This window comes from Pseudogemmobacter sonorensis (assembly GCF_042762395.1).
Taxonomy (GTDB): domain Bacteria; phylum Pseudomonadota; class Alphaproteobacteria; order Rhodobacterales; family Rhodobacteraceae; genus Pseudogemmobacter; species Pseudogemmobacter sonorensis.
The window spans coordinates 15,411-34,012 of sequence record NZ_JBEFZE010000026.1; the positions used below are offsets into that span (position 1 = coordinate 15,411).

Annotated in this window: 20 protein-coding genes; 12 read left to right on the top strand and 8 right to left on the bottom strand. The window is 69.1% G+C overall.

Annotated elements, in window-relative coordinates; all coding sequences use genetic code 11:
* Positions 1 to 8 precede the first annotated feature (8 nt).
* Positions 9 to 776, top strand: coding sequence for a hydroxyacylglutathione hydrolase (gloB, locus tag ABNX41_RS16005; RefSeq protein ID WP_438670724.1), 768 nt, complete (start codon positions 9 to 11; stop codon positions 774 to 776).
* Positions 777 to 938: 162 nt separating this feature from the next.
* Positions 939 to 3,257 carry an ATP-dependent Clp protease ATP-binding subunit ClpA gene (gene clpA, locus ABNX41_RS16010; RefSeq protein WP_438670725.1) on the top strand — a complete coding sequence of 773 codons (2,319 nt, stop codon included), beginning with the start codon at positions 939 to 941 and terminating at the stop codon, positions 3,255 to 3,257.
* Positions 3,258 to 4,060: 803 nt separating this feature from the next.
* Here clpA and ABNX41_RS16015 read toward each other — a convergent pair.
* Positions 4,061 to 4,429, bottom strand: a complete 369-nt coding sequence (locus ABNX41_RS16015) for a MurR/RpiR family transcriptional regulator (RefSeq protein ID WP_438670726.1) — start codon at positions 4,427 to 4,429, stop codon at positions 4,061 to 4,063.
* 12 nt (positions 4,430 to 4,441) lie between these two features.
* Here ABNX41_RS16015 and ABNX41_RS16020 point away from each other — a divergent pair, with 12 nt between their 5' ends.
* The 7 genes from ABNX41_RS16020 to ABNX41_RS16050 all read left to right on the top strand — a co-directional run bounded on the left by ABNX41_RS16020 (position 4,442) and on the right by ABNX41_RS16050 (position 8,383).
* Positions 4,442 to 4,579: a hypothetical protein gene (locus tag ABNX41_RS16020; RefSeq protein ID WP_438670727.1), complete on the top strand. Its 138-nt coding sequence runs from the start codon at positions 4,442 to 4,444 to the stop codon at positions 4,577 to 4,579.
* Between the two features lie 4 nt (positions 4,580 to 4,583).
* Positions 4,584 to 4,952: an ATP-binding cassette domain-containing protein gene (locus ABNX41_RS16025; protein ID WP_438670728.1), complete on the top strand. Its 369-nt coding sequence runs from the start codon at positions 4,584 to 4,586 to the stop codon at positions 4,950 to 4,952.
* Positions 4,835 to 5,833 (top strand): ABC transporter permease, encoded by a 999-nt coding sequence (locus ABNX41_RS16030; RefSeq protein WP_438670729.1) that lies wholly within the window; start codon positions 4,835 to 4,837, stop codon positions 5,831 to 5,833. Before ABNX41_RS16025 ends, ABNX41_RS16030 begins: the two co-directional genes overlap by 118 nt.
* A 94-nt stretch (positions 5,834 to 5,927) precedes the next feature.
* Positions 5,928 to 6,329 (top strand): hypothetical protein, encoded by a 402-nt coding sequence (locus ABNX41_RS16035; RefSeq protein ID WP_438670730.1) that lies wholly within the window; start codon positions 5,928 to 5,930, stop codon positions 6,327 to 6,329.
* Positions 6,330 to 6,504: 175 nt separating this feature from the next.
* A complete protein-coding gene (locus ABNX41_RS16040; protein ID WP_438670731.1) occupies positions 6,505 to 7,071 on the top strand; it encodes a copper chaperone PCu(A)C in 567 nt (188 codons plus the stop codon).
* Between the two features lie 2 nt (positions 7,072 to 7,073).
* Positions 7,074 to 7,796, top strand: a complete 723-nt coding sequence (locus tag ABNX41_RS16045; RefSeq protein ID WP_438670732.1) for an SCO family protein — start codon at positions 7,074 to 7,076, stop codon at positions 7,794 to 7,796.
* Positions 7,793 to 8,383 carry an SCO family protein gene (locus ABNX41_RS16050; protein ID WP_438670733.1) on the top strand — a complete coding sequence of 197 codons (591 nt, stop codon included), beginning with the start codon at positions 7,793 to 7,795 and terminating at the stop codon, positions 8,381 to 8,383. Before ABNX41_RS16045 ends, ABNX41_RS16050 begins: the two co-directional genes overlap by 4 nt.
* 204 nt (positions 8,384 to 8,587) lie before the next feature.
* On the opposite strand, the gene ychF is transcribed toward ABNX41_RS16050, so the two are convergent.
* The gene (ychF, locus tag ABNX41_RS16055; RefSeq protein WP_438670734.1) at positions 8,588 to 9,685 is read right to left on the bottom strand and encodes a redox-regulated ATPase YchF; all 1,098 of its coding nucleotides are present in this window, start codon (positions 9,683 to 9,685) and stop codon (positions 8,588 to 8,590) included.
* 205 nt (positions 9,686 to 9,890) lie between these two features.
* On the opposite strand from ychF, the gene ABNX41_RS16060 reads away from it, so the two are divergent.
* From ABNX41_RS16060 to trpA, 3 genes are all read left to right on the top strand, one after another.
* Positions 9,891 to 10,397 carry an acyloxyacyl hydrolase gene (locus ABNX41_RS16060; RefSeq protein ID WP_438670735.1) on the top strand — a complete coding sequence of 169 codons (507 nt, stop codon included), beginning with the start codon at positions 9,891 to 9,893 and terminating at the stop codon, positions 10,395 to 10,397.
* 85 nt (positions 10,398 to 10,482) lie between these two features.
* The gene (locus tag ABNX41_RS16065; protein ID WP_438670736.1) at positions 10,483 to 11,043 is read left to right on the top strand and encodes a GNAT family N-acetyltransferase; all 561 of its coding nucleotides are present in this window, start codon (positions 10,483 to 10,485) and stop codon (positions 11,041 to 11,043) included.
* A 75-nt stretch (positions 11,044 to 11,118) separates the two neighbouring features.
* Positions 11,119 to 11,922 carry a tryptophan synthase subunit alpha gene (gene trpA / locus ABNX41_RS16070; protein ID WP_438670737.1) on the top strand — a complete coding sequence of 268 codons (804 nt, stop codon included), beginning with the start codon at positions 11,119 to 11,121 and terminating at the stop codon, positions 11,920 to 11,922.
* Between the two features lie 222 nt (positions 11,923 to 12,144).
* On the opposite strand, the gene ABNX41_RS16075 is transcribed toward trpA, so the two are convergent.
* From ABNX41_RS16075 to ABNX41_RS16100, 6 genes are read right to left on the bottom strand one after another with little or no spacing between them, the layout of a single operon-like run.
* Positions 12,145 to 13,545, bottom strand: a complete 1,401-nt coding sequence (locus ABNX41_RS16075; protein WP_438670738.1) for a glutamine synthetase family protein — start codon at positions 13,543 to 13,545, stop codon at positions 12,145 to 12,147.
* Positions 13,542 to 14,921, bottom strand: coding sequence for an aspartate aminotransferase family protein (locus ABNX41_RS16080; RefSeq protein ID WP_438670739.1), 1,380 nt, complete (start codon positions 14,919 to 14,921; stop codon positions 13,542 to 13,544). The genes ABNX41_RS16075 and ABNX41_RS16080 overlap by 4 nt, the downstream gene beginning before the upstream one ends.
* Before the next feature lie 57 nt (positions 14,922 to 14,978).
* Positions 14,979 to 16,184 carry an alpha-hydroxy acid oxidase gene (locus tag ABNX41_RS16085; protein WP_438670740.1) on the bottom strand — a complete coding sequence of 402 codons (1,206 nt, stop codon included), beginning with the start codon at positions 16,182 to 16,184 and terminating at the stop codon, positions 14,979 to 14,981.
* Positions 16,185 to 16,235: 51 nt separating this feature from the next.
* Positions 16,236 to 16,955 carry a sirohydrochlorin chelatase gene (locus ABNX41_RS16090; protein ID WP_438670741.1) on the bottom strand — a complete coding sequence of 240 codons (720 nt, stop codon included), beginning with the start codon at positions 16,953 to 16,955 and terminating at the stop codon, positions 16,236 to 16,238.
* On the bottom strand, positions 16,952 to 17,863 hold the full coding sequence (locus tag ABNX41_RS16095; RefSeq protein WP_438670742.1) for a LysR family transcriptional regulator: 912 nt from the start codon (positions 17,861 to 17,863) through the stop codon (positions 16,952 to 16,954). The genes ABNX41_RS16090 and ABNX41_RS16095 overlap by 4 nt, the downstream gene beginning before the upstream one ends.
* Before the next feature lie 38 nt (positions 17,864 to 17,901).
* Entirely contained in the window at positions 17,902 to 18,579 is a 678-nt protein-coding gene (locus ABNX41_RS16100; RefSeq protein ID WP_438670743.1) for a DUF1028 domain-containing protein, read from the bottom strand.
* Between the last annotated feature and the right edge of the window lie 23 nt (positions 18,580 to 18,602).

The following is an 18,602-nucleotide window of genomic DNA, read 5'->3' on the forward strand; positions in this document are numbered from 1 at the left end:
GAAAAGCTATGGCTCTTGAACTGGTCACCGTGCCCTGCCTGACCGACAATTTCGCCTTCCTGCTGCATGAAAAGAGGAACAACCGAACCCTTCTCATAGATGCGCCGGAAGCCGCGCCGGTGCTCGAGGCACTGGAAAGACGGGGCTGGCCACTCGATCTGATCGTATTGACCCATCATCACGACGACCACGTCCAGGCAGTCCCCGAGCTGTGCCGTGCGACGGGGGCCGACGTCTGGGGAGCGAAAGCGGATGCCCACCGCCTGCCACCGCTGACCAGGCAACTGCACCCGGGCAGCGCGGGTTCCTTCATGACAGAGGCGGGCTTAGTAATCGACGTCCCCGGCCATACCGTGGGACATATCGCCATCCATTTCCCGGATTCGGGATTTGTCTTCACAGGCGACAGCCTGATGGCGGCGGGCTGTGGACGCCTTTTCGAAGGCAGCCCCGAGCAGATGTGGCAAAGCCTCTCGAAACTTGCCGCGCTGCCGCCGGAAACGCTGGTCTGTTCGGGCCACGACTACCTGAACGGCAACCTTGCCTTCGCCGCGCATCTTGAACCCGGGAATGCAGCCATTACATCCCGTGCCGGAAAAGTGGCGCGGCTGCATCGCGAAGGTCTGCCCGCCATGCCTTGGACCCTTGCCGAGGAACTGGCCACCAATCCCTTCCTGCGCGCCGGACTGCCCGAAATGAAGGCAGCCCTTGGCATGGAGGACGCATCGGATCTGGCCGTTTTCACCGAGATCCGGGCCCGCAAGGACAAGTTCTAGGCCATGCTGCCCGATTTCGGGCAACGCCCGTTCACAAAAACGGCGGCCCGGAAGATTGCCCTTGAAGTGCGGTGAATAAAACCGATCTTTAACCTTATGAGGCCACGGTCGAGACCGGGCGTCCGCGCCCGGATCCGGCCCCGAGGAACAGGAGCAGGCCAAGTGCCGTCATTCTCGTCCACGCTTGAACAAGCCATCCACGGCGCCCTGGCCCTGGCCAATGCCCGCCGCCACGAACTCGCCACGCTGGAGCATCTTCTGCTGGCCCTGATCGACGAACCGGATGCCGCGCGGGTGATGAAGGCCTGCTCGGTCGATCTGGACGAATTGCGCAAGACCCTGAACGATTTCATCGACGACGACCTCTCGACGCTGGTGACCTCGGTCGAAGGGTCCGAGGCGGTGCCGACCGCCGCCTTCCAGCGCGTGATCCAGCGCGCGGCGATCCATGTCCAGTCCTCGGGCCGGACCGAGGTCACCGGCGCGAATGTGCTGGTCGCGATCTTCGCCGAACGCGAATCGAATGCCGCATATTTCCTGCAAGAGCAGGACATGACCCGCTATGACGCGGTGAATTTCATCGCCCATGGCGTGGCCAAGAACCCCGCCTTCGGCGAGGCGCGCCCGGTCCAGGGCTCGGAAGAGCCGCAGGAGACCCCCAAGGCCGAGGCCGGAGAGGCCAAGGAATCGGCGCTGTCGAAATATTGCGTCGATCTCAACACCAAGGCCCGCAAGGGCGAGGTCGATCCCCTGATCGGGCGCGAGGCCGAGGTGGAGCGCGCGATCCAGGTCCTGTGCCGTCGGCGCAAGAACAACCCGCTTCTGGTGGGCGATCCCGGCGTGGGCAAGACCGCCATCGCCGAGGGCCTGGCGTGGAAGATCGTCAAGGGCGAGGTGCCCGAGGTGCTTTCCGGCGCCACGATCTATTCGCTCGACATGGGCGCGCTGCTGGCGGGCACCCGCTATCGCGGCGATTTCGAGGAACGGCTGAAGGCCGTGGTCAAGGAGATGGAGGATCACCCCGACGCCATCCTCTTCATCGACGAGATCCATACCGTGATCGGCGCCGGCGCCACCTCGGGCGGCGCGATGGATGCCTCGAACCTGCTCAAGCCCGCGCTGCAAGGCGGCAAGCTGCGCACCATGGGCTCCACCACCTACAAGGAGTTCCGCCAGCATTTCGAAAAGGACCGGGCGCTCTCGCGCCGGTTCCAGAAGATCGACGTGAACGAGCCCGCCGTGCCGGATGCGATCAAGATCCTGATGGGCCTGAAGCCGCATTTCGAGGAACACCACGACCTGCGCTACACCAATGACGCGATCAAGACCGCCGTCGAACTGGCCAGCCGCTACATCAACGACCGCAAGCTGCCCGACAGCGCCATCGACGTCATCGACGAGGCCGGGGCGGCGCAGCATCTGGTGCCAGAATCCAAGCGCCGCAAGCAGATCGGCACCAAGGAGATCGAGGCCGTCGTGGCCAAGATCGCCCGCATCCCGCCGAAGAACGTCTCGAAGGACGATGCCGAGGTGCTGCGCGACCTGGAAAAGACCCTCAAGCGGCTGGTCTTCGGGCAGGACAAGGCGATCGAGGCGCTTTCCGCGTCGATCAAACTGGCGCGCGCCGGGCTGCGCGAGCCCGAGAAGCCCATCGGCAACTATCTCTTCACCGGCCCGACCGGGGTGGGCAAGACCGAGGTGGCGAAACAGCTCGCCAATACCCTCGGCGTGGAACTACTGCGCTTCGACATGTCGGAATATATGGAGAAACACGCGGTCTCACGCCTGATCGGGGCGCCCCCGGGCTATGTCGGCTTCGACCAGGGCGGCATGCTGACCGATGGCGTCGACCAGCATCCGCATTGCGTGCTGCTGCTCGACGAGATCGAAAAGGCGCATCCGGACGTGTTCAACATCCTGCTTCAGGTGATGGACCACGGCAAGCTGACCGACCACAACGGTCGCGCGGTGGATTTCCGCAACGTGATCCTGATCATGACCTCGAACGCGGGCGCGGCCGACATGCAGCGCGCCGCCATCGGCTTCGGGCGCGAGAAGCGCACCGGCGAGGATACGGCGGCGGTCGAGCGCACCTTCACGCCCGAGTTCCGCAACCGGCTGGATGCGGTCGTCGCCTTCGCGCCGCTGCCCAAGGAGGTGATCTTCCAGGTGGTCGAGAAATTCGTCCTCCAGCTTGAAGCGCAACTGATCGACCGGAACGTCCATATCGACCTGACGCCCGAGGCGACGGCCTGGCTCGGCGAGAAGGGCTATGACGACCGGATGGGCGCCCGTCCGCTGGCCCGGGTGATCCAGGAGAGCATCAAGAAGCCGCTGGCCGAGGAGCTTCTGTTCGGCAAGCTGCAAAAAGGCGGCGTGGTGAAAGTCCTGGTCAAGGACGACGCCATCGAGCTTGAGGTGCAGGAGCCCGCCAAGCCCCGCATCACCGGCCAGAAGCCGCCGCTCCTGACCGCCGAGTAAGCCCTGTCGGCCTGACCTGGCCCGGACAGAGTGAAACCGGATGCGAAGACCCGCGACACCGCGGGTCTTCGTCGCTTTATCCCCCCCCCCCCGCGCCCCGCCCCCTGCCGCGGTGGAGTGCGCGAGATGGTCTGCCGCAACGAACCACCCGAGGTCTGCCATCAACGGCGCCCCGCCAACCCGAAACAAGGGCGGCCCGAAGCAAGGGCGGCTGGACGCGGGAACGGCGGGGATCCTCCCCGCGAGCGGGGAAAGCTCCGCCATCTCATGCGCCGCCGTCTCGCCCAGGCGGGATCTCCCGGCGAGCGGGTAAAGCTCGCCGAGGCCGTTTGGAAACCCGGATTTCGGGCTTCACCCTGGATCCGAAGCCTTGCCGAAACACCCGTTTGGCGGAGCGGGCAGCGCCCATCTCGGCGCGGACGATCTCCCGCGCGCGGCTTGCCGAAACACCCGATTGGCAAGCCGCGCAGCATCGGGCCGCAACGGTCTGCACGGCCAAACTGCCCCGGTCCACCCCGGCAGGGCCCGCGGCCCGGCAGCACGCCGGGCGCTCCGGCAGGCCTCCGGAACTTGCGAGGGCGCCACGGCCGAAGGCAAGAACCGGCGCTTGCACACCGATGGCGCGACCCGGTTTCGCCCGCCCGGCCGCCGCCCCTGCCCCGATCCCGGTCCCGTGCCCGTGGATTGCGCGCCATCGCCCCGGGGACCCAACCTTCACCTCCCGGGCCATCCCCTCGCGGAGGCGCCAAAACGCCCCCCAGGCAGAAAAGCGGCAGCGCCCGGCCCCTCCGTGCAGCCCGGGCTCAGTCGAACAGGTCGATTTCCTCGTTGATCTCGTCGATCAGCGCCATGCGCTGGCGCGCGGGCTCGCCTGCCCGCCCGATATAGGCGATGGCCAGCAGCCGCACGAGGCTGGTCAGCGTGGCATGGCTCGTCACCCCGCCATAGGCCGCGACATGGCAGCCGATCACCAGCCGCGAGAACCTTTGCGCCAAAGCGTAATGGCGATGGTCGGTCAGGGTGATCACGTTCATCCGCGTCGTGCGCGCATATGAGGTCAGCGCGGCCTGGAACTTCGGCCTGGGCTCAAGCGTCATAAGCAAGGCCACGTCGCGCGGGCCGGTCACGCATTTCGCCGGGACTGGCCGTTCGGTGGAGAACGAACTGTTCATCAACGCGGCGCAATGCCCCTGATCGAAAGCCCCGCCGGGATCTTCGCCATGACAGAAGAGGGCATCGCCGCCAATCTTGAGGCGCTGGCCAAGATCGGCATCAGCGGCACGCGCGAGATGTTCGACACCACCCTGCTGGACGAGATCTGATCCGATGCCCCCCCCCGCAGGGATCGCGACCACGGGCCTGTCGCGCAGCTTCCGGTCACGCGGAAGGCGGGTCGAGGCCCTGCGGGAGGTCTCTCTCGACCTTCCCCCCGGCAGTTTCACCGCCCTGATCGGCCCTTCGGGCTGCGGCAAGTCCACCCTTCTGCGCTGCGCCCTGGGGCTGGAGCCTGCGGATGCGGGCCAGATGCTGATCGCGGGCCTGCCGCCCGCGCAGGCCACGCGGCAAGGCGTGACCGGGTGGCCTTTCAGGATGCGGCTCTGCTGCCCTGGCGAACGGTCGCGCAAAATATCGCGCTGCCGCTGGAGATTCTGGGCCGCCCCACCGCGCCCGAAGCCGGGCGGATCCGGGACCTGATCGCGGGGCTGTCCTACGCACTTTTCGCCCTTGTCTCGGCGCGGCTGCTGGCGCGCGGGGGGGGGGCGGTCACGCTCAACCCCGCCGCGCCGCCCCGGGCGACGGAGGCGCATGGCGGCTGGAGCGCACTGGCCGCGCTGGTCCTGCCCTTCGCGGTCTGGTGGGGGCTTCTCTGGGCGCTGCGGGTGCCCGAGATGATCGGCAAGACGCCCTGGGGGGTCTTCGATTATCTTTTCCTCGGCCCCGGGGCTGCGGCGGCGCAGGCAAGGCTTCTGGCCGCGCTGGCCCAGACCCTGCCCGTCACGCTGATCGGCATGGCGGCGGGGATGGGCTTCGCCTTCGCCCTGGCGGTGTCCTCGCGGCTGATGCCGGGCTTCACCCGCGCCTTCCTGCCGGTGGCGCTGGTGACGCAGACCATGCCGCTGGTCGCGCTGACACCCTTGCTGGTGCTGATCCTTGGCCGGGGCTGGGCGGTCACGCTGGCGATCACCGTCTCGGTCACCTTCTTTCCCGCCTATGTGATGATCGCCCAGGGGCTAGCGCAGGTGCCGCGCGCGGCGCTGGAGCTTCCCCGCGCCTATGGCGCCGGGGCCTGGCGCGAATTGCGGCTGGTGGCGATTCCGGCCTCGGTCCCCTGGCTGTTCGCCGCGATCCGGCTGACCGCGCCGCGCGCGCTTCTGGGCGTGATGATCGCCGAATGGCTGGCCACCGGGCGCGGCCTTGGCAATCTTCTGAACCAGTCGCGCGGCCATCTGGATTTCGGCATGATCTGGACGGTCGCCCTGGTCTCGGTCCTGATCTCGGTCGCCGCCTACGGCCTTGCCCTGGCGGTCGAGCAGCGGGTGCTGGCGCGGATGGGCGCAAGCGGCGGCGCGGGCTGACCGGCGTTCCGCCTTCTGGTGATTGCCTCGCCGGGGCCGAAGCCCTAGGATGCCGCCCGAGAGAGAAACCGGGACACCGGGACGAAGGGAAGGCATGGCGCGTCAACCGCAGACCACGATCAGCCGCGAGACCGGCATGGCCCTGGCCATGCTGGCGATGTGGCTTTTCGCGCTGCTGGCGCCGCTGCACCAGACCTCGGGCCTCATGCGCGAGATGGCGCGGATCGGCCAGGGGCCGGTGGTCGGCTGGACCTTCTGCCTGACCGGGCCAGAGGCGGCGGAAAGCGACCATGCCCTGCCGCTTTGCCCGGCGCAGGGAATCGGCAAATCCGAACTGATCACGCCGCCCGCGCCGCAGGGCGCGCTGGCGCTGGACCTGCGGGACGCCGGGCGCGTCCTGCCGCCGACATTCGCGGGGCTCGCCCCGGGCCTGGCCACGCGCGGGCCCCAGCAGCCCCGGGCGCCCCCGGCCCCGAGTGCCGCCCTGCACGTCTGAGGCCGCGCCCCCCGGGCTGCCCAAAGGTGGCAACGGCCTTTTACCCGTCTTCGGCTCGGCCCGGCCTCGCCCGTCGAGGTTCGCTGTCGGGCCACGCTTTGTCCTCTGCCCGCGATGCCCCCGCCCCGATCCGGGCGCTTCGGCCTCGTGTGGCGCGCAATCGACCGGAACGATCATGATCAGGAAAAATCCCCTCTTGCCGCTGGTTCTGGGCACAGTCCTTCTTGCCCCAGCCCTCTTCCTTGCCCCGCCCGCCTTCGCGCATTGCGAACATGACCATGGCGCGGCGCATGACGCCGCCGCCCCGACCGTCGTCGCGGGCGACCTGGAAATCTCGGGCGCCTTCAGCCGCGCCACCCTGCCCAATGCGCCGGTCGGCGGCGGCTATTTCACCGTCGCGAACCACGGCGCCACGCCCGACCGCCTGACCGCCATTACCGCGCCGGTCGGGCGCGAGGTCCAGATCCACGAGATGGCCCATGTCGACGGCACCATGACGATGCGGCAGCTTGAGGGCGGACTCGAAATCCCGGCGGGCGGCAGCGTCAGCCTCGCGCCCGGCGGCTATCACCTGATGATCATGGGCCTGACCACGCCCCTGGTCGAGGGCGAGCGGCTGGAGATGCTCCTGCATTTCGAAGCTGCAGGCGCCGTCACCGTGCCCTTCGAGATCCGCGCCCTGAACGCGCGCGGCGGCGAGCATGGCGACCATGGCGCCGCCACCGGCTGCCCGGAGCATTGAGGATGGGCCGGAGACCGGAACGCCCTCAGCCAGACCGCGCCCGACCCGGGCATACAGGACCCGGGCGCGCAGGATCCGGCCCCCGGTCTCCGGGCCGCCTGCGCGGCCTGCGCCTCCTGCTCTGGGGCGGCCTGGCGACGATCGGTCTCGGCGCGACCTGGATCTTTCTCGGCGCGGCCGGAGGCGGCCCCCCCACCCTTCCCGCCGCGCCGCTTTCCCAGACCCAGGCCAACGCCACGCTCGGCCGCGGCGACTACAGGCTCCAGACCACCGATGGCGAGAGCTTCACCCAGGACAGCCTGCGCGGCCGCCCCTCGCTGGTGTTCTTCGGCTTCACCCATTGCCCCGACGTCTGCCCCACCACCATGGGCGAGATCGCGCTGTGGCAGGAGGCGCTCGGCCCCGAGGCGTCGGATCTGCGGATCTTCTTCATCACCGTCGATCCCGGGCGCGACACCCTTGCGGTCCTTCAGGGCTACACCTCGTGGCTGCCGGGGGCGACCGGCGTGACGGGAAGCCCGGCCGAGATCGACAAGGCACTGAAATCCTTCCGCATCCTTGCCCGCAAGGTCCCGCTGGGGGGCGAGGATTACACCATGGACCACAATGCCTATGTGATGCTCTTCGACCGCGAGGGGCGCTACAGCCAGATCTTCTCCTATCAGGAGGATCCCGATCGCGTGGTCGCCAAACTGAGACGTTTCTTCAAGGAGGAAGGCGCATGAACCTGCGCATGGTGCAACTGATCCTGTGGGCGGCGGTGGCGGCGCTGTTGCTGCCGCTGATCTATTTCCTGTGGATCGCGCCAAGGCTGGCGTCGCTGGCCCCCGCCGATATCGGCCAGGGCGACTACCGCCTGCTGGCGCATGACGGGCGGGCCTTCACCGAGGACAGCCTGCGCGGCCAGCCCTCGCTGGTGTTCTTCGGCTTCACCCATTGCCCCGACGTCTGCCCCACCACCCTGGGGGATATCGCGCTCTGGCAGGACGAATTGGGCGATCTGGCGCGGGACCTGCGAGTGGTGGTGATCACCGTCGACCCCGAACGCGACACGCCCGAGGTGCTTGCGGGCTATGTCGGCTGGCTCGACGGCGCCATCGGCGTGACCGGTGCGCCCGATGAGGTCGCGAAGGCCCTGCGCGCCTTCCGCGCCTTTGCCGCGCGGGTGCCGCTTGAGGGCGGGGATTACACCATGGACCACAGCTCCCAGATCCTGCTGTTCGACCGGGGCGGGCGCTTCGCCGGGACGATCAGCTATCAAAGCCCGCTGCCGGAGGCCCTTGGCAAACTGCGCGAGCTGCTCGCAGGTTAGTGGCCTGAAAGCCCTTGGCGGCGCATCTCATGCGCCCGCCATGCCATGAAAGACGCCACCGACCGCAACCCTGCCGGAGCGCCCCGAAGGTCCATACTCGGGATGGCGCCCTGCCGTCCTCGGTCTGCGCGTGCCTCCCCTGGTCGGGGCGGCCCGGTTCCTCAGGCCCGACAGTTCGGGCGCATCGTTTCAGGCCCTCTCTGTTCAAGCGTTGAACAGGAAATGCAGGACGTCGCCGTCCTTGACCTCATAGGTCTTGCCCTCGACGCGGAACTTGCCCGCCTCCTTGGCCCCGGCCTCGCCCTTGCCCGCGACATAATCGTCATAGCCCACGGTTTCGGCGCGGATGAAGCCCTTTTCGAAATCACCATGGATCACGCCCGCCGCCTGCGGCGCCAGCGTGCCCTTGAGGATGGTCCAGGCGCGGGCCTCTTTCGGGCCGACGGTGAAATAGGTCTGGAGCCCCAGAAGCTGGTATCCGGCGCGGATCAGTCGGTCGAGCCCGGCCTCCTCCAGCCCCATCTCGGCCAGGAACACCGCCGCATCCTCTTCGGGAAGCTGGCTGATCTCTTCCTCGATCCGGGCCGAGATCACCACCGTCCCCGCGCCCTGCCGCGCCGCCATCTCGGCCACGCGCGCGGACTGGCCGTTGCCCTGCGCCGCCGAGCCCTCCTCGACATTGCAGACGTAAAGCACCGGCTTGGCGGTCAGAAGCTGCAAGAGCCGCCAGGCCCGCAGATCGTCCTCGGCCACCTTGACGCTGCGCGCGGGCTCGCCCGCCTCAAGCGCCTTCTGCGCCAGCGCCAGAAGCCGGTCCTGATCGGCGGATTCCTTGTCGCCGCCCTTGAGCTTGCGCGCCAGATTGGCCCGCCGCCGCTCGATCGATTCCAGATCGGCCAGCATCAGTTCGGTCTCGATGGTCTCGGCATCGGCGACCGGGTCGATCCGGCCCTCGACATGGGTGACGTCGCCATCCTCGAAACAGCGCAGCACATGGGCAATGGCATCGCATTCGCGGATATTGGCCAGGAACTGGTTGCCTAAGCCCTCGCCCTTCGAGGCGCCGCGCACCAGACCCGCGATATCGACGAAGGTCATCCGCGTCGGGATGATCTGCTTCGACCCGGCGATCGCGGCCAGGGTGTCGAGACGCGGATCCGGCACCGCCACCTCGCCGACATTGGGCTCGATGGTGCAGAACGGGAAATTCGCCGCCTGCGCCGCCGCCGTCTTCGTCAGCGCGTTGAACAGCGTGGATTTGCCGACATTCGGCAGGCCCACGATTCCCATCTTGAAGCCCATCCCGGCCCTCCATCGCTTTGACGGCCCTCATAGGCGGGGGCGCACGCGGGATCAAGAAGAGTCCGCCAGCGCCGCCGCACCGGCGGGGCCGCGGTGATCGCAGGGATGATCCGTCGCCCGAACATCCGCCTATGGCGGATCTGGACAGATGCGGATTTAAAAGATACTGAACCGACCAGTTTACGCTAAATCCTCTCGCCCGATCATGAACCGCGCCCCTCTCCGCACTGTCCTCCTTCTTCTGGCCACCCTTGCCGCATCGACGCCCGCCCCGGTGGCGGCGCAGGAACTGATCCTCGGCGCCGGTCATTCCGACTTCAACGCCGTAAGGGCAGAGAACGGCGCGGTGATCTCGGCCGAATACCGCGGCCGGGGCTTTGCCCGGATCCTCGGCGCCGAGGCGGCCTTCTCCGCCGCCCTCGACCTGCATGAAACCGGCGACGCCTATCTGGGCGCAGGCCTTGCCCTGCGCTGGCGCGAAACGGAACGCTGGTTCATCGAGGCCGGGGTGATGCCCGGGCTCTTCGCCCGTTCCTCCTCGCGCAACGATCTGGGCGGCGCGCTGCATTTTCGCAGCTTCCTGGGCGTCGGCTGGCGGATCGACGAGAACAGCGCGATCTCTCTGGCGGCCATCCACAAGTCGAACGCACATCTGGAATCCTACAATCCCGGCCTGAACACCTTGCTGCTGCGCTGGCATCGCCGGTTCTAGGCCCGTCCACGCCGCAAAGCCGCTTGCCAAAGCCGCAGCCCTGCCGCAGGAACGGCCCGACCGCGACAGGCAAGGCCCCGACCAGATGACCAGTTCCCCCCTGACCCTCGTGGCCCTGACCCCCGACAGCACACCCGGGCCGGTGCTGGAAACGGTGCTGGCGCTGAACGCGGTGGTCGAGGAAAAGACCTCGCCCCTCACCCCGGCACGGCTGCGCCAGTTGCTCGGATGGAGCGCGCATGGCACGGCGGCGATGCGGGACGGCCGTGTCCTGGGCTTCCTGATCGGCTTCGCGGCGGGCTCGGATTACGACAGCCCGAACTACCGCTGGTTCGCCACCCGCTTGCCCCGTTTCGCCTATATCGACCGGGTGGTCGTCGCGCCCGAGGCGCGCGGTCGCGGCATCGCACGCGCGCTTTATGCCGATTTCGCCGCGGTGGCGGCGCGGCACGATCTCGGCCCACTGGTCTGCGAGGTGAACAGCCGCCCCCCCAACCCCGGCTCGGACGCCTTCCACGCCGCGCTCGGCTTTGCCGAGATCGGACGGGCCCGAAGCGGAACGGAAAGCGACGGCACCGCCAAGGAGGTGCGCTATCTGCGCCGCGCCGCCACCGCCGGGGAAGGATTTTCCCCGCCGGGCGATTGACATTCGCGCCACGCCGAAGCACCCCGCTCCCAAGTCCTCGCCGCAAGGCAAGGCCCCTGCGATCAGGAGAACGCCATGACCCCAAGGCCCAGCCGTATCGACCAGACCTTCGCCCGCCTGAAGGCCCAGGGCCGCAAGGCCTTCGTCTCCTATATCATGGGCGGCGACCCGGATGCGGAAACCTCGCTTGCGGTGATGAAGGGCCTGCCCGGCGCGGGCGTCGACATCATCGAGCTGGGGATGCCCTTCACCGATCCGATGGCGGACGGGCCGACCATCCAGGCGGCGGGCCAGCGCGCGCTGGAAGGCGGGATGACGATGGACCGGGTGCTGGATCTGGTCCGGGCCTTCCGCACCGACGATACGACGACTCCCATCGTGTTGATGGGCTATTACAACCCGATCTATTCGCGCGGCGTCCCCCGTTTCCTCGAAGACGCGGTCGCGGCCGGGATCGACGGTCTGATCGTCGTCGACCTGCCGCCCGAAGAGGACGAGGAACTCTGCCTGCCTGCCCAGGCGGCGGGGCTGAACTTCATCCGCCTCGCCACGCCCACCACCGACGACGCCCGGCTGCCCACGGTGCTCAGAAACACCTCGGGCTTCGTCTATTACGTCTCGATCACCGGCATCACCGGCGCCGCCAGCGCCCAGGCGACCGATGTCGGACCCGAGGTGGCGCGGATCAAGGCCGCCACCGACCTGCCGGTGATCGTGGGCTTCGGCATCACCACGCCCGAGGCCGCGCGCAGCATCGCCGCCGTCGCCGACGGCTGCGTGGTCGGCTCGGCCATCGTCAAGGACATCGGCGCGGCCAAGCCGGTGGCCGAGGTGCTGGCCAATGTGGAAAAACTCGCCGCCGGGGCGCATTCCGCCTGAGGTTCGAAGCCGCACCGCCCGATCCGCGACGATCCGCCCCCCCTCGGCAACAGCCCGGGCCACAGACACCAGGCGCCAACCCGGGCCCCCGCCGGAAATCGCACCACCCGCCACCCGCGACCTTGCCACCCGCCCCTTTCTTCTTTGCAAAAATATCCCGGGGGTGAGGCGCCAAAGGCGCCGAGGGGGCAGCGCCCCCTCCCTTCCCCCGCACCCCGCCCCTCAGACCGTGTGCAGGTACAGGTCGAAATCCACCTCCGACACCGTCCGCATCACCCGAGCATATTCCGCCGCCTTGATCGCGGTGAAGGTGCGATGCAGATCCGCCCCAAGCGCCTCCTTCAGGAAATCCGACGCCTTCGCCGCATCGATCGCGGATTTCCAGTCGGTGGGGATGCCCTCCGCGCCCGCCTCATAGCCATTGCCGGTGGTCTCGGGACCCGGGTCGATCTCCTGCGCCAGCCCCGCACGGATCCCGGCCAGCACCACCGCCGCCACCAGATAGGGATTGGCATCCACCCCCGAGGGCCGGTGCTCGATCCGTCGCGCGAGAATGTCCCCGGCCGGGATCCGCAGCGCGACCGAGCGGTTGTTCACCCCCCAGCTCGGCGAGACCGGCGCATAGCTCTGGCTCGCGAAACGGCGCCAGGAATTGGCATGCGGCGCGAAGACCAGCATCGATTCCCCCATGGTCCGGCGCAACCCGCCAAGCGCATGCAGGATGCGCGGATTCCATTCGCCCTCGCGCGCCTCCATGAAGATGTTCGCCCCCGCCCCGTCCTGCATCGAGACATGGAAATGCATGCCCGATCCGGCATAATCCTCATTGGGCTTGGCCATGAAGCAGGCCGTCACCCCATGCGCCCGCGCCTGCGCCCGCACGATGCGCTTCAGCCGGATCACGTCGTCGGCGGCCTGCATGACGTTCTGGCGGTAATGCAAGGTCAGTTCATACTGGCCCGGGGCATATTCGCTGATCAGCGTCTCGGCGGTGATCCCCGCCGCCTTGGCCCCGGCATAGATGTCGGAAAACAGCGGCAGCATCCCATGCAGGTGGTCGACCGAATAGACCTCGGTCCGGCGCGACTTGCGCCCGTCCAGCACGTCGCGGGCGGGCTGCACCCTGCCGTCCGGCCCGCGCGCATTGTCGAGAAGGAAGAATTCCAGCTCGAAGGCCCCGGCCGGATGCAGCCCCCCAACCACCAGCCCGTCGGCCGCCAGCGCCTCGACCTGGCGCGCCAGCACGTGGCGCGGGTCCGAGGTCATCGGCGCGCCATCGAGCGTATACATCGACATGAACACCTCGCCGCGCGGCGGGCTGGTGCCGTGAAGCGCCACCAGCGTCCCGGGGATCGGCCAGGCCCGAAGATCGCCGTCGCCCTGGTCCCAGATCAGCCCGGTCTCATGCACATCCTCGCCGCAGATATCCAGGCCCAGGATCGAGATCGGCAGATGCCGACCCGAGCGGTAGAAGGACAAAAGCTCGTGCCGCCGGATGATCTTGCCGCGCCCGATGCCATTGGCGTCGTGCAGCACGATGTCGAAGGCCTCGATTTCGGGATGGGCGGCCAGAAAGGCCTCGGCCTCGGCGGGGGAAGCGCCCGAGGGGCTGGTTTCGGTCATGGGACACTCCGGGAAAACAGCTCGGAAAGGATGGCGCCGAAATGCCGGATCAGCCGGTCGACGGCGCCCTTGCGGGTGGCGGGGCTGACCAGCATCATGTTGTGGAAGGGCGCGATCAGGCTGCCCCGGTTCAAAAGGCCCAGATGCAGCGCGGCCTCGACCTGCGGCTGATGCGCCAGGGCGGCCTCGGCGCCGTTTCGCAGCGGGCCGGGGGCGCAGATGAACTCCACCCGCGCGCCGACCCGCACCACATGCCAGGGCGCGCCGTGGCGCGCGATGGCCGCGGCCAGGCCCCGCTCCAGCCGCGCGGCGCCCTTCTCCATATGGTCATAGGCCGCTTCGGTCATCACCTCGGACAGGTTGGCGACAAGGCAGGCGAGTTGCATCGGATTGGCCGAAAGCGTGGTGCCCATGCCGGAATGGCCCGGCGGGCGGGCCCGGTCGGCGCGGCCATAGGCCTCGGCCACCGCCCCGGTCATGCCCCAGGCGGCGGCGGGCATGCCGCCCGCCACGCATTTGCCGACCACGAACAGGTCGGGCCGCAGCCCGTGGACCCGGCTGTAACCGCCAGGCCCGGACGAAATCGTATGGGTCTCGTCCATGATCAACAGCGCACCATATCGGCTGGCCAGCGCGCGCAGCCCGTCGTGAAAGCCGGGCGCGGGCAGGACCATGCAGGAATTGGTCATCACCGGCTCGGTCAGGATGGCGGCGATATCGCCCGCCTCCAGCGCCGCCTCGACGGCGGAAAGATCGTTGAACTCGACCGCCACCGCGCCTTCGGACAGGTCCCGCATCTGGCCCAGAAGGCCCGCGCGGCCGCGGGTCGCGCCATCGACCAGTTCGACCATCGCCTCATCCACCGTGCCGTGATAGCAGCCGTTGAAGACAAGGATGCGCGGCCGCCCCGTCACCGCCCGCGCCACCCGCAGGGCAAAGCGGTTGGCATCGGTGGCGGTGGTGGCGATCTGCCACAGATAGGGGCCGAAACGCTCGGCCAGCAGCCGCCCGGCGGCCAGCGCCGCCTCGGAGGGCAGCATGTAGGTCAGGCCGCGCCGCGCCTGGCGGTGGATCGCGCGGGCCACCGGCGCGGGCGAATGCCCGAACATCGAGCCAGTGTCGCCAAGGCAGAAATCGTCCAGCTCATGCCCGTCGATATCGGTGATCCGCGCGCCCTCGGCCCGCGCGATCACCGGCAGATGCGGCATCGGCCAGTCGCGCATCCAGTGCATCGGCACGCCATTCAGCCAATGGCCCGCCCCCTCGGCCATGCGGGCGGCCGAGCCCGGGCGGGCGCGGATGAACGCCGCCGCCTCGCGGGCCTGGAAGGCTTCCAGCCGGTCGCGGCGAAGCCCGGCGATGGTTTCGGCTGACATGAGGCCCCCTTCTGATCGCGGCACTGCGCCGGTTATCGCGCGCAATTTGATCAAAAATCAAGAGCGCGCCGCGGCCCGGGTCGGGACTGAGGTCGGGACTGAGGCCCAACGGCCCTCGAAATCCTCGGGCACCAGCACGTTGTCGCGCCCGAAATCCCCGATGTCGCGCAGCCCGCAAAGGGCAAGGGTGATGTCCATCTCGGCGCGGATGATCTCCAGCGCGCGGGTCACCCCGGCCTCGCCCAGGGCGCCCAGCCCGTATTGGAAGGCCCGCCCGATCATCACCGCATCGGCGCCAAGCGCGCGCGCCTTCAGCACGTCCTGGCCCGAGCGGATCCCGCTGTCGAGCCAGATCTCCACCTCTCCGCCCACGGCGCGGTGGATCGCGGGCAGCGCGCGGATGGTCGAGAGCGCGCCGTCCAACTGCCGCCCGCCGTGGTTCGAGACCACGATGGCATCGGCCCCCAGATCGACCGCCCTGCGCGCATCCTCGGGCTCAAGGATCCCCTTGAGCACCAGCTTGCCGCCCCACAGGTCGCGCAGCCGGGCGACCTTGGCCCAGTCCAGCGTCAGGTCGAACTGCTCGTTCACCCAGGCATTCAGATCGGCGAGGTTGTTCACCCCCTTCGCATGGCCGATGATATTGCCGAAGCTGCGCCGCTTCGTGCCCAGCATGCCGGTGCTCCAGCGCGGCTTCGCCATCATGTTCAGGATATTGGGCAGGGTCAGGCGCGGCGGCGCCGAAAGCCCGTTCTTCAGATCCTTGTGGCGCTGCCCCAGCACCTGAAGATCCAGCGTCACCACCAGCGCCGAACAGCCCGCCGCCCGCGCGCGCTCGATCAGCGCCTCGACGAAATCCCCGTCGTTCATGACGTAAAGCTGGAACCAGAACGGATCGGGGCTTGCGGCATGGACATCCTCGATCGAGGCGATGGACATGGTCGAAAGCGTGAAGGGCACGCCGAACCGCGCCGCCGCCCGGGCGGCCTTGATCTCGCCATCGGCCACCTGCATCCCGGTCGAGCCGACAGGCGAAAGCGCAAGAGGGATCGTCACCTCGCCCCCCAGCATCCGGCCCGACAGCCTGCGGTCCGACAGGTCGCGCGCGACGCGCTGGCGCAGCCGGATCAACGCGAAATCGGCCGAATTGTCGCGAAAGGTCTGCTCGGTATAGCTGCCGCTTTCGACATAGTCGCGAAACATGCGCGGCACCCGCCGGTGGTGCAATTGCTTGAGATCCTGGATGCAGGTGATGACGGGCATGGCGGATTTCCTGAAAGGACGGGCCTCGCGCCGCTGGAGCGCGCTTTCGGGTTAGACCTGTCGCGCGCGGCCCGCAATCGCGCCCTGCCGGATCAGATCGGCGATCAGCGCGGGCACCCGGCGATCCAGCCCGATGGCCGGAAGCACGCGGCCGGGGAACGCGGCCTCGGCCAGGGCGGAGGGCAGGTCCTGGGTCACATGGCCACCGGACATGGCGAAGAACGGCAGGCAGACCGCGCCCGGGCCGAAGCCGCGCATCTGCGCCAGGGTCGGTTCCTGTTCGATGAAGGCGGCCCGGGCGGGCAGGCCCGTCTCCTCGGCGATCCGGGCGGCCACGCCCTGCGCCACCTCGGCCGGGGCGGCCGAGCGGAACGAGCCATGCGCGGCCAGAAGCACCTCCTCCGCCCCCGACTCGCGGATCTGCGCCAGGGCGAGGTCGTGCAGCGCCCGCGCGGTGCCGAAAGGCGGCAGCACCCGCCAGTCGCCCGTTCCGGCCCCCTCCCCCGGATCCGCGCCCACGGCGGCAAGCCGGGCCGGAACCGCCTCGCGCGTGAACCAGCCCCCGGCCATGAACAGGGGAAAGACCAGCCCCCCGCGCCCGCCCGCCACCGCCCCGGCCAGTGCGCCCGGCTCGGCCAGGGTGGCGGCGCGCAGATCGTGCTCGGGCAGATGCGCGGCGATCCGGCGGGTCAGCGCCACCAGTTCCGCCGCCGCGGGCCCGGGGTCCGAGGGCTGGCCATGCGCCAGGATCACCACCCGCTCCGCCGTCATGACCCGCCCCCTCCCGCAAGGGCGGCGCGGCAATGGTCGATGAAGGCGCGGATCGTCAGCGCGCCGCGCCCGCCCTCGGCCAGCAAGAGCCCCAGATATAGCGGCGGCACCCCCTCCAGCGGCACGATGCGCAGGGCGCGGCCATCCGGCGCATGCCCGGGCGCGGGCCGGATATTGGCGATGGAATAGCCGAAACCATTCGCCACCATCGCCCGCATGACGCCGATGTCGCGGGTGCGCTCGACGATCCGGGGCCGCAGGTTCAGCGGCCGGAAGGCTTCGAGGAAGTAATCCGACGACAGCGGCAGGTCCAGCAGCACCATCGGCAGCGGCGCCAGATCCGCCGGGGTCACCCGCGCCCGCCCCGCCAGCGGATGGTCTTCAGGGAAAAGCGCATAGGGCGGCAGCGCCAGCAGCGGCTCGAACTCCAGATCCGAGGGGATGCCCAGATCGTAGGTCAGCGCGACGTCGAACCGCGCCTGGCGCAGGCCCTCGAAAATCTCGGCCTGGTGGCGTTCGAACTGGCGGAACTCCACCTCGGGAAAGCCCTCGGTGAAGCTGCGCCGCAGGGCGGGCAGCACCACCTGGGCAAAGGTCTGAAGGCAGGCCACCGCAAGCGGGCCGCGCACCTTGCCGGTGATCTCGTTGGCCAGATCGCTCAGCCGCCCCGCCGCAGCCAGCACCGCCCGCGCCTCGGCCACGAACTGCCGCCCGCCCTGGGTCAGCGACAGGCCCTGCGCATGGCGGCGGACGAAAAGCGGCAGGCCGAATTCCTGCTCAAGCTGGCCGATGGCGACCGAGATCGAGGGCGACGAGACATTGACCCGGTCCGCCGCCGCCGCGATCGAGCCGGTCTCGCCCACGGCGACGAGATATTCGAGTTGCCTGAGCGTGAACCGCAGCGCCATTCCCGCAGCCTAGCGCGCGCGGGCGGATCGCGAAAGGGTCAGGCGTCGCCCGGCACGCCATATGAGGGCGCCGCGCCCGGATCGCGGGCGCGCTGGACGTAATCGGCCATCTGCGGCGCATAGACCTGCCAGGCGCGGGAAAGCGCCGCGATCGGGCGGGCGCCATCGTCCCAGTCGCAGCGCAGGCTCGCCACCGGCCAGCTTTCGCGATCGACGATCAGAAGCCCCGCCGAATGGACCGGCCCGGCCTCGCCCCCCGCCGCGGCGCCCGCCTGCAACCCCGCCAGCAGCCGGTCGCCGAAGGTGCCCCCCGCCGCCAGAAAACCCGCGACCATGGCCCCCGGCACGCCCTCGGTTGCCAGAAGATTGCCGCCCGCGACGACACCTGGCCCCTCGGCCACGCCCCACAGGCCAAGGATCCGCGCGCCCGAGTGATGCGCCACCCGGCCCGCCGCATCGACGGCCAGAAGCTGGCGCCAGGGCGCGAAGGGCGTTCCGGCCACGACCTGCGCCACCGCCTGCGCCGCCGGGGCGCCCGCCGCCATCCGGTCGAGCAGCGCGGGCCCGAGCGCGGGGTCGGTGACATTCTGGCTGGCCACCACGCCGACGCCCGCCCGGGCATGGGCGCAGCGCGCCGCGACCGCGGGCGAGGAGGACGAGATCGCCATGCCAAAACATTGCGTGTCCGGGCAGCGGGCAAGCAGCGAAAAGGTCATGATGTTTCCTTTCTGACATTCCC